Annotated in this window: 9 protein-coding genes; 7 read left to right on the top strand and 2 right to left on the bottom strand. The window is 70.8% G+C overall.

The features are described 5' to 3' along the window. Window positions 1-16: 16 nt before the first annotated feature. Complete coding sequence (locus ACWY4P_RS07235) at window positions 17-1,228, bottom strand: hypothetical protein (RefSeq protein ID WP_456209302.1); 1,212 nt, start codon at window positions 1,226-1,228, stop codon at window positions 17-19. Window positions 1,229-1,608: 380 nt separating this feature from the next. Here ACWY4P_RS07235 and ACWY4P_RS07240 point away from each other — a divergent pair, with 380 nt between their 5' ends. Genes ACWY4P_RS07240 through ACWY4P_RS07260 form a run of 5 tightly spaced genes read left to right on the top strand, consistent with a single transcriptional unit; the run spans window position 1,609 to window position 8,162 of the window. After that, the gene (locus ACWY4P_RS07240) at window positions 1,609-2,463 is read left to right on the top strand and encodes an ABC transporter permease (RefSeq protein WP_456209303.1); all 855 of its coding nucleotides are present in this window, start codon (window positions 1,609-1,611) and stop codon (window positions 2,461-2,463) included. Beyond that, complete coding sequence (locus tag ACWY4P_RS07245; RefSeq protein WP_456209304.1) at window positions 2,460-3,347, top strand: carbohydrate ABC transporter permease; 888 nt, start codon at window positions 2,460-2,462, stop codon at window positions 3,345-3,347. Before ACWY4P_RS07240 ends, ACWY4P_RS07245 begins: the two co-directional genes overlap by 4 nt. A gap of 42 nt (window positions 3,348-3,389) precedes the next feature. Beyond that, window positions 3,390-5,039: an extracellular solute-binding protein gene (locus ACWY4P_RS07250; RefSeq protein WP_456209305.1), complete on the top strand. Its 1,650-nt coding sequence runs from the start codon at window positions 3,390-3,392 to the stop codon at window positions 5,037-5,039. A gap of 44 nt (window positions 5,040-5,083) precedes the next feature. Next, window positions 5,084-6,139: a LacI family DNA-binding transcriptional regulator gene (locus ACWY4P_RS07255; protein ID WP_456209306.1), complete on the top strand. Its 1,056-nt coding sequence runs from the start codon at window positions 5,084-5,086 to the stop codon at window positions 6,137-6,139. 22 nt (window positions 6,140-6,161) lie between these two features. Next, window positions 6,162-8,162, top strand: coding sequence for a DUF2264 domain-containing protein (locus ACWY4P_RS07260; RefSeq protein WP_456209307.1), 2,001 nt, complete (start codon window positions 6,162-6,164; stop codon window positions 8,160-8,162). 161 nt (window positions 8,163-8,323) lie between these two features. On the opposite strand, the gene ACWY4P_RS07265 is transcribed toward ACWY4P_RS07260, so the two are convergent. Further along, a complete protein-coding gene (locus ACWY4P_RS07265) occupies window positions 8,324-9,976 on the bottom strand; it encodes a cellulase family glycosylhydrolase (RefSeq protein ID WP_456209308.1) in 1,653 nt (550 codons plus the stop codon). A gap of 301 nt (window positions 9,977-10,277) precedes the next feature. Here ACWY4P_RS07265 and ACWY4P_RS07270 point away from each other — a divergent pair, with 301 nt between their 5' ends. Together ACWY4P_RS07270 and ACWY4P_RS07275 are read left to right on the top strand one after the other, a co-directional pair. Next, complete coding sequence (locus ACWY4P_RS07270; protein WP_456209309.1) at window positions 10,278-13,139, top strand: tetratricopeptide repeat protein; 2,862 nt, start codon at window positions 10,278-10,280, stop codon at window positions 13,137-13,139. A 156-nt stretch (window positions 13,140-13,295) separates the two neighbouring features. Beyond that, window positions 13,296-15,737 carry a GTPase-associated protein 1-related protein gene (locus tag ACWY4P_RS07275; RefSeq protein WP_456209310.1) on the top strand — a complete coding sequence of 814 codons (2,442 nt, stop codon included), beginning with the start codon at window positions 13,296-13,298 and terminating at the stop codon, window positions 15,735-15,737. Window positions 15,738-15,771: the final 34 nt, after the last annotated feature.

The raw sequence follows: 15,771 nt of genomic DNA on the forward strand, positions 1-15,771 counted from the left end.
GCTCGCCCCGGGCGGTTCAGCAGATGCTCTGGGCGCTGTTCACCAGCCGGTTGTTGCGGAACTCGGTGTTCTCGCCGCAGGGGCTCTCCCTGATGGCCGAGTTGGTCACGGTGAGGTTCTGGACGGTGATGTCCCGGTTGTTGGCGAACTCCGTGCGTGCGGCGAGCCGGATCTCGCCTCCGCCGGTGACGGTGCCGCTCTGTGCGGCGAGGTTCACGTTGTAGCAGTTCTCCACCAGGATCGCGTTATTGCCGGTATTCGAGATCGTCACCTTGTCGATGACCGCGCCCCCGCTCTCGGAGACACAGAACACTCCGCGCCCGCCGCCGCGCGCGATGACCTCGCCCACCCGGATATTGGTGGGATAGCCGCTGCCGACACGGCCATTGCGGTTGGCCATGCGGAAGGCCGCATAGCCGGTGCCGGCGCCCGCGTTGTCCGCGTCGACCTTGGTGACGGTGGCGTTGATGGTCTGATTGCGCAGCAGGCCCGACTCGCCCACGTTCCGCGCGGTGACCGTGCCGATGGTGATGCCGTCCACACCGTATGTCTCCACCGCGTGGCTGGAGGCCCCGGAGACGTAGACGTTGTCGATCCTGACGTTCTTCGTCCACTGACTGGTGTCGCCGCGGTTGTCGATCCTGACCCCGAGGCCGGCCGACAGGCGCATGTCGATCTGGCCGAGCACCACGTTCTGGACGTTGCGCAGGAAGATCCCGTACAGCGGGCTGCCGGTGACCTTGAGGTTCTGGATCTCGATGTCCCGTGCGCCACGGGCGTAGACCGGCGCCTGATCCCCGGAGCCGCTGCCGGTGACATTGATCGTGCCGCAGACGTCCAGCGCCGTGTAACTGGGCAGCGAGACCCGTGAGTTGGCGCTGACGGAGCCGGAGCCACGGACGACGACGCGCTCCTTGGAGGTGCGGCCGGCCGTCAGACTGTTGATCGCCGCCTGCATCGCGGCCCGCATATCGGTGCCCGTGTACACGACGCCGCTCCCGTGCCGCGCGGTCCAGGTACTGCCGCTCAGCACGGCCTCCGCCTGGTACGAGCCGTCGCCGCAGGCCGCGATCCGCGGCGGGGCCCCGGCGGCGGTCGGCTCCGCGGGGCCGGGGATCGCCGCGGCGACGGCCGACGGACTCGGCCCGGCGGCGAGAGCGAGGAGCGCCACGGCGCCGGTCGCGGCTGCCCGTGTCCGGTGAGGGGAAGGTACGGCTCTGCGTCCCATCTCGTCATCTCCTGTGTGGGGGTCGGCTCCCCGCCCTGCGCCCGCGCATCGCTGGAGTGACGCCTCCTCACACACCGGTCGGCGGCAGGGCGGAGCAAGCGCTTTCTGGAGTGTGGCCGCGAGTCTGGCAGCGCCCGGCACGAGCGTCAAGGCGCGGCGTCAGCCATGGAACCAGAGATGTGTCAGAGGTGTTGACCCCACGCTGAAAACGTTTTAACTTCCCCTCACTCCATACCCACAGCCGAGGAGGCTCCGTGGCAGCGTTGCTACGCGAGCGCCCTGGGAAATCGACGGTGAGCCGCCCCTCCCGTCACCCGTCAGGCGCTTCAATCAAGCGAAAAGGTTTTCAAAGACGCCGCAGCCGGACGCTGTTCCTGCTGATGGTGCCCGGGCTCGCGTACTTCCTGGTGTTCCACTACGGCGCGCTGGTCGGCAACGTCATCGCCTTCAAGGAGTACGTGCCCTTCGACGGCATCTGGGGCAGCCCCTGGACCGGTCTCGGCAACTTCCAGCGGATGCTGGAAGACGGCGCTTTCTGGGACGCGGTGCTGAACACCGTCTGGATCGCGGTCCTCCAGCTGGTGTTCTACTTCCCCGTCCCGCTCGCCCTCGCGCTGCTGCTGCACAGCCTCACCTGGTCCACCGTGCGCCGCTTCGTGCAGTCGGTGGTGTATCTGCCGCACTTCATCTCGTGGGTGATAGTCGTCGCCCTGTTCCAGCAGGTCCTGGGGGACACGGGCATGCTGAACGGCTACCTCGGCGACGCGGGTCTGCACACCGTGGACATCATCGGCAACCCGGACGCCTTCAAGCCGCTGGTGGTGGCGCAGGTGATCTGGAAGGACGCCGGCTGGGGCACCATCATCTTCCTGGCCGCGCTGTCGCAGGTCGACGAGCAGCAGTACGAGGCCGCCGCGATCGACGGGGCGGGGCCCTGGCGGCGCTTCTGGCACATCACGCTGCCCGCGATCCGCCCGGTGATCGTGCTGCTGCTCATCATGCGGCTGGGCGACATCCTCTCCGTCGGCTTCGAGCAGATGCTGCTCCAGCGCGACGCGGTCGGCCCACAGGCCGCCGAGATCATCGACACCTTCGTCTACTACCAGGGCATCGTCGGCGGCGACTACGGATTCGCGGCGGCCGCGGGCCTGTTCAAGGGCCTGGTCGGCGCCCTGCTCGTGTACGCGGCCAACAAGGTCGCCCACCGGCTCGGTGAACAGGGGGTCTACAGGTGAGCGCCCAGGTACGGCCCGGCTGGATGGAGAAGCCCAAGCCCGTCACTCAGGCCGCCAAGGCGGTCGCCCTCGTCGTGGTCGTGCTGCTGGTCTGTGTGCCGTTCCTCGTGATCCTGTCGACCTCGCTCGCCTCCCAGCGCGAGGTGGTGGCGGGCGGCGGCTGGGTGCTGTGGCCCGAGAACCCGACCCTCAAGGCCTACCGGGACATCCTCGACGGCGGCATCGTCACCCATGCGCTCGGCGTCAGCGCGGGCGTCACCGTCGTCGGCACACTGCTCAGCCTCGTCTGCACGGTCACCCTCGCCTACGCCCTGTCCCGCCCGGGCGTGTTCGGCGGCAGGCCCGTACTCCTGCTCGTCCTGTTCACCTTCCTCTTCCCGCCCGGCATGATCCCGAACTTCCTGCTCGTCAAGGAACTCGGGCTGCTCGACTCCTACGCCTCGCTGATCCTCCCGGTGCTGATCAGCGTGTTCAACCTGGTCGTCCTGCGCGGCTTCTTCCAGGCCATCCCCGAGGAGCTGTACGAGGCGGCCCGCCTGGACGGCGCCGGAGACCTGCGCGTCCTGTGGTCGGTCGTGCTGCCCCTGTCGAAGGCCGCGCTGGCCGTCGTCGGCCTGTTCTACGCCGTGGCCTACTGGAACTCCTGGTTCTACGCCTCGCTCTACCTCGAGAGCGACCACTGGCCGCTCCAGCAGGTGCTGCGCACCTATGTCGTGACCGGCTCCGGGCTCACGGACACCACCACCGGCGAGGCCACGGTGAACGCACCGCAGACGATCCAGATGGCGATTCTGGTGATCGCCACCGTGCCGATCCTGCTCGTCTACCCCTTCCTTCAGAAGTACTTCACCAAGGGCGTGCTCACCGGCGCCATCAAGAGCTGAGAACCACCAGCAAGAGCCGCAACCCAGAAAGGTCACTCGCCCATGCCCAGCATGTCCCGACGCACTCTGCTGCGTTCCATGGCCACCGGTGGCGCCGCGGTGTGCGTCCCCGGTCTGCTGACCGCGTGCTCCACCGGTTCGGACGACGGCGACGTCTCCAACGCGGGCAAGAAGCTCGCCGCGTGGCCCGCCTACCAGGCGGCCTCGGGCGCCAAGCCCGACCTCGCCCCCACCGAGTCGGGCGTCCAGGCCGGCTACACCTCCTACCCCTCCGACCTGGCCACGTCGGTCGCGCGCACCCCGGGCGACGGCTCCACGGTCAAGGTCATGTCCGTCACCTTCGGCACACCGCCGAAGGGACGCGGGCAGAACCAGTACTGGCGGGCCGTCGAGAAGGCCCTCGGCGTCAAGATCGAGTTCACCATCATCTCGCAGGCCGACTACCAGAAGAAGATGGCCACGGTGATGGCCCGCGACCCCGAGTCGCTGCCGGACATCATCAACATGTTCTCCGGGTTCGTCCTGCCCCGTGAGGCGCAGTTCGTGCAGCGCAGGGCCGAGGACCTGACGCCGTTCCTGTCGGGCGAGGCCGTCAACGACTACCCCAACCTGGCGGGCATCCCCACCCACGCCTGGCGCGACATGGGCCGCATCGGCGGCCGCCTCTACGGCATCCCTCTCGAACGCCCACTGCCCGGCTCCACACTGTGGATCAACCAGGGCATGTTCACCGACGCCGGCATGAAACAGGGCTGGACCTCCCAGGACTTCGCCGACGTGGCCAAGAAGGCCACCCACGGCAAGACCTACGCGCTGGGCGCGACCACCGGCTCCCTGTTCGGCAACGGGGTGCACTCCGCCGCCCACAACGCCCCGCAGGGCTGGGCCGTCGACAAGAAGGGCACCTTCCACCCGAACTACACCGACGAGCGCTACCAGGCGGCGATCGCCTACCAGGCACAGCTCCGCAAGAACGGCTCCTACCACCCCGACGCCACCTCGCTGTCAGCGGTGGACCTGAACACCCTGTTCCTCAACGGCACCGCCGGCTCGATGCAGAACGGCTTCGGCTCCTACCAGACCCTCTACCCCGACTCCAAGGGCCTGCTCACCCCCGCACCCGCCCTGCCCTACAGCGTGGACGGCACCCCCGGCGGCCTCGTCGCCGCCCGCCGCTCCTTCGGGTACACCATCCTGAAGAAGGCCAAGAAGGAACGCATCGAACTGCTGCTGCGCCTCCTCGACTACCTGGCCGCCCCGTTCGGCACCAAGGAATGGGAGCTGATGCACTACGGCCTGGAGGGCGTGCACTTCACCCGGGACAAGGACGGCGCGCCGAAGACCAGCAAGCTGGGTCAGGTGGAGAACGTCAACAACCTCCCCTTCAGATATCTGGCCGAGGGACCCCAGGTGCTCTTCGTGCCGGGCAGGCCGGAGGCCGTGCGCGCGCTGCACGACTGGCAGCAGAAGGTCGTCCCGGTCGCCATCCGCAACGCGTCGTACGGGCTGCAGTCCCGCACGTTCACCGCGCAGGGCACCACCCTCAGGGCCCTGATGGACGACACCATCACCGCGGTCATCGCCGGGCGTTCCCCGATGTCCGAGTACGAGGCCGCCGTCAAGACGTGGCGCTCCCGCGGTGGCGACCGGATGGCCGAGGAGTTCGCCAAGGACCACGCCGCCAACAGCTGAGACGGCACCGACGACCACGTTGCGCGAGGAAATGAGGGAACGGCATGGCGGCAAGGGGGCGGGTCACGATCCGCGAGGTGGCGGAGCGGGCGGGCGTATCCGCGGCCACCGTCTCCCGCGCGCTGAGCGGACACCACCCCGTGCCGCCGGCCACCCGCGCCCGAGTGCTCCGTGCCGCGCGGGCGCTGGACTACGTCGCCAACGCCCATGCCCGCGCCCTGGTCGGCGGCGGCCGCACGATGGTCGCCGTCGTCCTGCGCCAGGTCACCAATCCGTTCTACGCCATGGTCGCCGAGGGCGTCGAAGCGGAGGCGACGGCCCACGGCCGGCTGTGCCTGGTCGGCAGCACCGGCGGCGACCCGCAGCGGGAGATGGAGTTCGTACAGCTCATGCGGGAGGAGGGCGCCGGCGTGGTCATCCTGGCGGGCGGCGTCGTCGAGGACGACGCCTACCGGGAACGTGTGGCCCACTATGCCCACGCCCTGGACGCGGCCGGCTCCCGCCTGGTGCTGTGCGGCCGTCCCTCACCCGACCCCGACCTGCCTGCGCTGGTCGTCGTCTTCGACAACGAGGCCGGCGCCAAGGCCATCACCAGCCACCTGATCTCGACGGGACACCGGCGGATCGTGTTCCTGGGCGGACTGCCCGGCAACACGGCCCTGGACGCCCGCGTTTCCGGCTACCGTGCCGCGCTCGCCGCACACGGCCTGCCGGCCGAGTCCGCGCACATCGTCGACTGCGGCCTGGGCCGCGCGGCAGGACATCGCGCGATGGCCGAACTCCTCAAGGAGGCACCGCAGTTCACCGCGGTATTCGCCGGGGACGACATGGTCGCCGCGGGCGCCCTGCGCGCCATCGCCGAAGCGGGTCTGCGCGTCCCCGACGACATCTCCCTCGTCGGCTACAACGACATCCCCCTCGCCCAGGACTTCAACCCCCCGCTCACCACCGTCCGTACCCCCGCCGAGGAACTGGGGCGGGCCGCGGTACGCCTGGCCCTGCGCGATCCCGAAGAGACCGCCGAGACCCAGCATGTGCTCGGCACCCACATCGTCGTACGCGACAGCGTGAGCCCGCCCTCGTCCGCACGCGCACAGTGACACACGGAGGACCCGACCCGGCATGACCGCGCCGCATCTCTCGGTCGACACCAACCACCTGCCGCCCCCAGACCCCATCCGGTCGCCGTACACGGGATACACCCGTGCCCACTGGGAGGCCACCGCCGACCGCCTGCTGACCGCACTCGTCCCGTACGCCTCGCCCGGCCTGGCCCAGTACCGGCTCCCCGGCCCGGCCGGCTACGCCGGCGCATGGTCGGACGGGCTCGAGGGCTACGCCCGCTCCTTCCTGCTCGCCGCCTTCCGCATCGCCGGCGCCGGCGGAACCGACACCCCCGGCAGCACCAACAGCGCAGTTGTCCAGGCCCTCATCGAGCGCTACGCCACCGGCCTCGCCACCGGCACCGACCCCCGCCACCCGGAGCGGTGGCCCCCCATCGCCGACCGCGCCCAGCCCATGGTGGAGGCCGCGTCCATCGCGATCGCCCTGCACGAGACGCGCCCGTGGCTCTGGGACCGACTGCCCGACCCCGTACGCCAACGGGCCGCCGCATGGCTCGGCGGTTTCGTGGGGGCCACCGCCAACGACTCCAACTGGCGTCTCTTCCAGGTCATCACCGAAGAATTCCTCGCCTCGGTCGACGCACCCCACAGCCGCGCCGAGATCGACGCGGGCCTGGCACGCCTGGACGACTGGTACCGGGGCCACGGCTGGTACACGGACGGCGACGGACAGAAATTCGACTACTACAACGCCTGGGCCCTGCATCTGTACCCCGTCCTGTGGGCGCGCATCGCCGGGCCCCGCGCCGACCCCGCCCTGGTCGCCGAACACCGGGCCCGCCTGCACACCTTCCTCGACACCCACCAGTACTTCTTCGGCTCCGACGGCGCACCCGTCCACCAGGGCCGCTCCCTCACCTACCGCTATGCCACCACCGCGCCCCTGTGGGCGGGCGCCCTCACCGACGCCACCCCGCTGCCGCCCGGCCGTACCCGCCGGCTGGCCTCCGGCGCCCTGAAACACTTCGCCGACCACGGCATCCCCGACCCGAACGGACTGCTGAGCCTGGGCTGGTACCGCCCCTTCCGCCCGGCCACCCAGCCCTACTCCGGACCCGCCTCCCCCTACTGGGCGAGCAAGGCCTTCCTCGGCCTGCTGCTCCCCGCCGACCACCCGGTGTGGACGGCGACCGAGGAGCCCGGCCCCGTGGAGACCGCCGACCACTGCCTGGCCCTGCCCGCCCCGGGCTGGCTGCTGCACTCCACCGCGGCCGACGGGATCGTACGCCTGGTCAACCACGGCAGCGACCGGCTGCCGCCCCCGCCCGCCGCCCCACAGGACAGCCCGCACTACACCCGGCTCGCCTACTCCACCGCCACCGCGCCGGAAACCCCGCCCGGCGACGAACCGCCCGGCCCCGACAACCACATCGCGCTGCTGCACCCCTCGGGCCCCTCCCGCCGGGGCCGCATCCACCCGCTGTACGCCGAAGGCCGTCGCGCCGCCTCGTGGCACACCCCGCTCGGCCCGGAGGGCGAGGGGCCCTCGCACTCCGCCTCACGCATCGCCACGGCCGGCCTCGTGCACGGACCCTGGGAGGTGCGGGTGCACCATGTCCAGGCCCCGCCCGGCACCGCCGTGCGCGAAGGCGGCTGGGCCGTGGCCTGCGACACCGCCCCACCCGCCGCGGACACCGGCCCCGGCTGGGCACTGGCCCGGCGCCGCGACGGCCTGACCACCGCGCTCGTGGGCCTGCTCGGATGGGAGAGCGAGGACGGGCTGCCCCGCGGAACGGTGGCGCAGGCGCGGGACCACAACGCCTACGGCCGCTACTCGGCAACCCCCCTGCTCACCCTGGACCGGCACCCCGGCGGCACCCGGTTGCTGGTGACGCTGGTCCTCCTCACGGCCGACCCGGCCCGGTGCCGCGACATCCACACCGTGCGCTCCGGCGCCCGGGCCGGTATGGCGCCGGACGGATCCGTGGAGATCCGCTTCCCGGACGGGGCGATCGAGCGGGTGCGAGCGGACACCCTCACTCCTGGGCCCGAGCGCTAGGCCCTGTCTCCCCGATCTCTGCGGGCCCGCGACGCCTGGCACGCACGCTCGCTGCGTTGTCGGGCTCGCCCGAGTAGGCCCACTACGAGGGCGACCCTCCGCCTTGCGATCGCACGCGCCAGACGCCGCGGGCTGATCCACAGAGACCGGGGAGACAGGGCCTAGCCGGTGGCGCAGGCGCTGCCGCTGAGGGTGAAGGCGGTCGGCGCGGAGTTGGTGCCGCCCTTGTTGGCGGTGAAGCCGAGGGTGACCGAGCCGCCGGCGGGGATGGTGGAGGTGTAGGCGGCGGGGGTGACGGTCACCGCGGCGCCCGTCTGCTGGGGTGTGCCGCCCCACATGTTGGTGATGGTCTGGCCGTTGGCGAAGGAGAACCCCAGATTCCAGCCGTTGATGGCGGCGGTGCCGGTGTTGCGGATGGAGATCTCGCCCTGGAAGCCGCTGCCCCAGTCGCCCACGACGCGGTAGCCGACCGAGCAGCCGGCCCCGGAGCCGCCGCCCGCCTCGGTGGTGACCCCGACCGTCGCCGAGCGGGCCGAGCGGTTGCCGGCCGCGTCCCGGGCGTAGACGGCGAAGGTGTAGGAGGTGGCGGCGGACAGGCCGGTGATGGTGGCGCCGGTGCCGGTCGATGTGGCGACCCTCGTCTCGGTGCCGCCGCTGACGCGGACGATGTCATAGGCGGCGACACCGACGTTGTCGGTGGCGGCGGGCCAGGTCAGCGTGGCGGAGGTGGCCGTCACGGCCGAGGCGGTCGGGGTGCCGGGGGTGGTCGGGGCCTGGGTGTCGCCGCCGGAGCCACCGCTGTAGACGGTGGCCTCGCGGGAGGTCTGGGCGATGCCGTTGGCGCCGTTGAAGACGCGCTTGCCCCAATCGGTGAGCTTGTTGGGGTCGAAGTCGGTGGTCATGTCCAGGATGGGATCGGTGTTCCCGCTCCAGGACCAGGCCAGATAGCCGAGCTTCAGCTGCTGGGCGGTGGCCATCATGGTGTTCTCGTCAGGGTCGCCGTACTGGTCGGGGGGTCCGCCGAACTCACCGATGAGGATGGGCAGACGGGCGCTGACGAAGGCGTTCAGATAGTCGGTGATCTCCTGTGCCGTGTCGTAGACGCTGTACATGTGGATCGAGAAGATCAGATTGCCGGTGGAGTCGGCCTTGTAGACGGTCTGCGCGTTGTCGCGCATGACGCCCTGCCAGTCCTGGCCCCAGTTGGGGGCGTCGACCATGATCGTGTGCTGGAACCCGGCGTTGCGCAGCTTCTTGACGGCGGCGACGGTGGGATCGGTCCAGCCGGCGGGGTTGGTGTTGCCCCAGGGCTCATTGCCGATGTTGATGACGATGTAGTTCTCTTCGCCGGTGAGCACGCTCTTGAGGCCGATCCAGTAGTCGGCGGCCTGGTCGAGCGAGGCGGCCGCGGACTCCTCGCCGTAGCCCGTGGTGTCGTGCACCTCCAGTACGCAGATGAGCCGGTTGGCCTTGCACTGGGCGACGATGGCGGCCACGTCCTCGGGGCTGTTCTTGGTCCAGCGGTGGCCGTTGGAGAGGACGACGCGGACGGTGTTGGCGCCCAGTGCCTTGATGTCGGCAAGCGACTGGGTCTCGCCCGGGTACCACGTGTGGGCGTGGTTGACGCCGCGCATGATGAAGTCGTTGCCGTTGCCCTCCAGCAGACGGCCGTCGCTGATGTGGAGGCCGGTGGCCAGCGGGGCGCGCGACTCGGCGGCCTGGGCGGCGGCTTGGGCGGCCGGGCCGAGGCCCACGATCCCGAGGAGGCCGGCCAGTACCGCCAGCAGGACGGCCAGGGAACTCTTTCGTCTCATCGCGACTCCAAGAAGTGAGCGCCTGACGGCTGACGCGGTCAAAGAATTGGGAGCGCTCCCATCAATGCATCACGCCCGAGACACGTCAAGGTCTCCGGCGGGAGCCGGTCCGTCTCGCCACATGGGGGCATTAGGCACCGTTGAGGGCTTGAGGACTGTTTGCGGTTAATCACCACACACGACCCGGGTTTGGGGTTTACTTAACTGAAAGGACTGGTCTACGCCGCCCCGACCAGCGCGCGGATGACCAGTGGCAGGCGTGCCCGCTACGGGCACAGGCCAACGGGGGGATCAACCGGATATGACCACGCCCACGCCCGTCCTCACCGCGCTGGCGATCTACGAAGCCGGCAAGAAGGCGTACGAGGCATACCAAGGCATCTGCGCGTTCGTCAGCCTCGGCAGGGAGGACCCCACTCCCGAAGAGGAGATCCTGGCCAAACTGGACGTGCTGCACCAGGACTTCGTCGCCCTCCAGGGGCGGTTCGACGAGGTGCTCGAAGCCGTCAAGCAGGCGGTCAGGGTCGAGCAGCAGGCGTATGTCCTGGGGCTACAGCGCGACCTGGACGGCCTGCGCGGACGGGCCCGCACGGCCACGGACGAGCTCAACAGCTGGGTCGCCGGCGGGCGCAAGGACCCGCTGCTGCGGTCCAACGCGGACAACAACTCCCGGCTCGCGGCGAATACGCTGCTGGAAGGCGACTCCTTCTTCTACCGGCCGGATCCCAACTCGTCCGAAAGCGTCTTCGACCACCGGCTGGCGTACATCGCGTATGTCTATGCGCTGACCGTTCGGTTCGGCGTGATCGCCGGGCTCAATCCGCAGTACCGCGAGGACAGGCTGGCCCGCGAGGAGCTGGCCCGGCACGCGGCGCGGCTCGACTGGGTGTTCCTCCACGCCGACCAGGCCATCGAACCGCACACAGGCGGCGGTGTGGACCCCGCCGGAAGCTACTTCGTGGGCTACCAGTGCGTGGACCGCATCACCGGCTTCGACACGGGGCACGACGACACCGGGTGGCGTCCGGGAGGGCAGGCCGAGTACGACGACGCCCGGGCCTACTACGCCGACCAGCTCCGCGCCGACATGCGGGTCAGGGTCGGTCTGGCCAAACTCATGGCCTTCCACGACACCGTGGCCTACTGGGCCAAGGACCCGCGCACTCCGGGATGGTCCCCCTGGATGCCGGTCGAGGTGCCGGACACCATGGCAGCCGTGACCGCCGCGTCGGACCGGCCGGGACGCACCGTGCTGGTGTGGCGGGATCCGAAGAAGGTACAGCTGCGCGCCACCTCCTACGACTCCACCGCGACCGCACCGGCCTGGAAGCCGTCGGTGGCCATCAGCGCGGAGAACGCGGTGCGGGAGGACCCCAAGCCTCGCGCGCTGTCTTCAGGGCCGGGCCTGGTCACGGTCCTGTGGCAGGGCAAGGACGGCGCCATCTACGCCACGCGCACCGACCCCCGGCAGCCCACCGGTTGGCTGGCCGCCCCGGTCAAGGTGAGCGGCGACTCCACCGACATCTCGTATGCCGAGGCCGCCGCCACACCTGGCTCGGTCGTCGTGGTGTGGCGCGACAACGGGACCCTCACGCTGATGGCCGCGTTCCAGGACGCCAAGGGAGCGTGGGGCGCGCCACAGCCGGCCACCCCGGCGGGCGCCGTGCCACTGGGCTCGGACCTCACAGTGGCCTGTCCGTCGCCCGGGGTGGTGATGGCGCTGTGGACCATGAACGAGCACACGGTCCACAGCGTCACCTACGACTCCCATGCGACCACCCCCGCCTGGAGCGCACCCGCGCAGATCGCCGAGTTCCCCGGAACCGACTTTCCGTCGACCATTCACGCCGCGGGCACCGGCGACGGAAAGGCCGACGTGGTCTGGCAGGGCAAGTTCGGGGCCATGTGGAACATCCACTACGACGGAGGCTGGAGCGCGCCGGCCGAGATCACCCCGCAGCACCTCACCACATGGGGCCAGCCCTACACGATCGTCCCGGCGGTGACCGGGGACCGGCGGCTCAACCTCTTCTGGCAGGGCCGGGACAGCCGCGTGCAGACCATCTACCGGGATCCTCAACAGCCCACGTGGACGGCGCCGTTGCGGCTCGGACAGCCCTGGTGGTCGTACGCCGAGCTCGCCGCGGTGCCGCTGACGGCGGGGAGCGTATCGCTCTACCGGGTCGACTTCGGCAGCGAGATCGGTGAGGTGCAGAAACTCCTGACCTCCTTCTACGACACGGCCACGCCAAGCACGTCGGCCCGTATCGCGGATGCGCGGGCCCTGATGGCGAGGGCGCAGACCCTGTGGAACCTCCCGGGCCCGCTGCGCGACGAGGCCATCGCCCGGGCGGCCGACGGACTCTCCATCACCCGTGAGGTCGTGGCGCAGGACCCCGACTATCGCGCGACGCTCGCGTCGTGGCTGGTGTTCCCCGTGGGCAGCTATCTGTTGGCCGCCGGTCGCTACGACGAGGCCGTCACACGTATGCAGGAGGCGCTGGGCCTGTACGACGCGTTGACCCGGGAGCAGCCCGACTCCGACGAGCTGGCGTACAAGAAAGCCGTGACGCTGGTCAATCTGGCACAGGCCCTGTGGGCGAAGCCCGACCACGCCCAGGGTGTCCAGCGGGCCATCGAGGCGACCGACCTGCTCCGCCGGCTCACCGCCAGGAAACCCTCCTACCGGGCGGGGCTCGCGTCGTGGCTGGTGTTCCCCGCGGGCACCTATCTGTTGGGCACGCGCCGCTACGACGAGGCGATCGCCCGGGAGCAGGAGGCGCTGGGGCTGTACGACGCGCTGATCCAGGAGCAGCCCGACTCCGACGAGCTCGTCTACAAGAAGGCCTGGGTGCTCGTCAATCTGGCACAGGCCCTGTGGGGCAAGCCCGACCACGCCCAGGGCGCGCAGCGCGCCGTCCAGGCGACCGATCTGCTCCGCCGGCTTGCCGCCGAGAACCTCAAGTACCGTAGGGGGCTGGGTGACTGGCTGTTGTGGCCGACGATTCCGTATCTGCGCCAGTCCGGCCAGCGGGATCAGGCCCTCGCGCGGGCGCAGGAGGCCGTGGACATCTTCACCTCACTCAATGCCACCGATCCCGTGACCTATGGGCCGAAGCTGGACCAGGCGAAGAAGCTTCTCGCTGACATCCAGGCCGGCTAGAAGACCCGCTGGGACCGGTTCCGCCCCGGTCCCAGCGGTCCGCCGCCGCCACCGCGGGCGAACCTGGGGAGTCCGCCACCGGAGCGGTGGGTCTGCTGTGATAATCCTTGCTCACAGTCGACGGTGAGCAGGGGAGCGGGCGGTGGTGCTGGAGCCGTGGAGGCCCGGACTATGAACCTGGCGCAGTTGCATTACGCCTCGGCACCGCCGGGGCCCGACGGATCCGGATTGCGGTTCACCGCGGTCAGTCCCGCGGTGCCACCGTCGCTGCTCGGGGAGGTCGAGCAGCTCATCGGATACGAGCCGCCGCCTGACGCGCCCCCGCGTCCCTCCGACTCCGAACGCGCCTCGTTCCCCGAGGCGTTCAGTTACAGTCGGCTCTCCGACGGCAGCGGGCTGCTGGCCCGTACGGTCTACGCGGGAGCCGACTCCAGCGGCCGCTGGGGCAGCTTCCACGGCCATGCCGTGTTTCTGCCCACGGGAGCCTCGCTTCCGGGCGGCGCACTGCCCATCACCGCGTGGGGTTCCCCGCAGTGGGCGGCTCGCGCGCCCGAGGGCGGGGTGCTCGAGCCCCTGGAGGCGCTGACCGCCTCCGGACGCCTGGGCCGGGACGGCCTGGTCGCTTTCGCGGGCTCCCGGGCGCCGTGGCTCGCGCGCTTCTTCGCCGATCTGCGCGGGCTGAGCGAGGACGAGTCCGCGCCACAGATCATCCTCCTCGAGCGGGACAGCGCCGATGTGGCCCGGTGGATCGCCCTGGCGTGCACCGCGTTGCCGCGTGACCTCGCCCACGAGCTGACGTTCACCACCTGTACGCCGCGGCCGGAGCTCTCCCGGCAGCAGGTCATCGGCGTACGGCCGGAAGACGGCCGAGAGCTGACCGACCACGGCCACCGCTACCGTGTGTACGACGTGGCCGGCCGGAAGACCGGGGAGCCGGTGTCGGACGCCTGGGCCGAGGCGGCCGCGGGCATCTGGCTGGGCGGTGCCCCCGAGTTGTTCAAGGAGGCCGACGCGCTCCCGGGAGGCCCGTTCGCCCCCGGGACGCTCGCCGTCGCCGCGCTGTGCGCGGGGCTCGACCTCGGCACCACCGGCCGCGCCGAGGCCGCGGACTGGACACGCCACCACCCGGAGGCCTTGGGGGACGAGCGGCTGCACCGGCTGCTGACGGCGCTGTGTGCGCCGGTCGGAGACCGGTCCGAGGCCGAAAAGGCGGCCCTGACGGGGCTGTTCACCTGCCTGGACGGCAGGGTGCCGACCTCCGTCAGCACACCGCTCGCCGCGCTGGTGCTGACCGAAGCCGTCCGTGCGCCCGCGGCCGGCCCGGGGCTCGAAGCCCTGCGGCCCGACGCGCTCACCGAGGAGGTCCGGCTGCGCCTGGCGGGCGAACTCGCGGCCGATCTGCGCGCCGGCGTGGCGGACCCCGAACAGGGCGCCGCACGCCCCTTGGAGCTGCTGCGTATCGCCGATCTGCTCGGCGTGGACTGCTCGGATCTGCTGCCGGAGGTGGCATATCGGCTCGCCCATGCGCTGCTGGCCGACCCGGAGTCGGCACACACCCCCGCCGTTGGTCTGGCGTTGGAGGAGCACTTCGCGTTGCGGACCGCGCTGCTCGGCAGGCTGGACACCCTGGCCGCGGGCGATCCGCCCGCGGCGGCCCGGCTGCTGGCCCGGGTTCCGCTGCGGTTCGCGGAGAGCCAAGCCCTGCCCCATCTGCGCATGTGTGCCGAGGCGCCGCGGGTGACGAGGGGCGGAGGCGACCGCGCCACCGCGCTGAACGCCGTGTTGCGCTCCGGCGGCGTCTCGGTGTTCGCCGAGCCGCTCGTCCTGCGTACCGCGGTCCGGCTGGTATGGGAGGACGGCACGCCGACCGCCCGAGAGGCCCGGCTGATGCTCGGCGACATCGGATCCGACGCCCACCGCACGGCCGGCACCTCGTCCAGCCTGCTCAAGGCCGCGCTCGAAGGACCCGCGGACGATGCGGACGTACCCGATCTCGCCCATGACCTCCTGCGCTGTTTCTCCGAGGATCTGACAGCGCGTGACCGTGCGTCGCTGCTGCTCCTGGAGTTCGCCCGCGATCTCCGGAGCCGTCGCGCCGAGCCCGGCTGGGCCGAGCGGGCGCTGTCCCTCCGGGCCACGGCGGAGCCGGTCGAACCCACGGTTCTCGAGCATGCCTTCGGAGCGCTCGCGGACCGTGTGCTGTCCGAGGACGCCCCGGACGGCGAGCTGTACGCACTGATCCACAGCGGGGACCCGGGCCTCGTCGCAGCCTACGGCCGGGCCGCGCGGTCCGAGCGGGTGCGTGACCGGCTCCACGCCGATCCCTCTTATGTGGCCGAGTGCTTCACCGCGTGGAGCTCACATCCCCAGGCGGGTGGCGCCTGGCAGGAGACGCGGACGGCGCTGCTGGACTCGGTGCTCCGTCCGGTGGTGCGGACGCTGCCCGACGCGCATATCGCCTCCGTCGAGAGCTGTCTGGAGCGTACGAGCATCCGCTGGGCCGAGGAGTTCCGGGCGTGGAACCGTCCCGGCGCGTTCGGCCGACTCGGTCGGCGCCTGGCCGGCCGGCGGCGAAGAGGTGCATCCGAAGGGCAGTGAATTCAGACCGGTTTTAGGCCCCCGTGTCACCCTG

This window comes from Streptomyces sp. LZ34 (genome assembly GCF_053890475.1).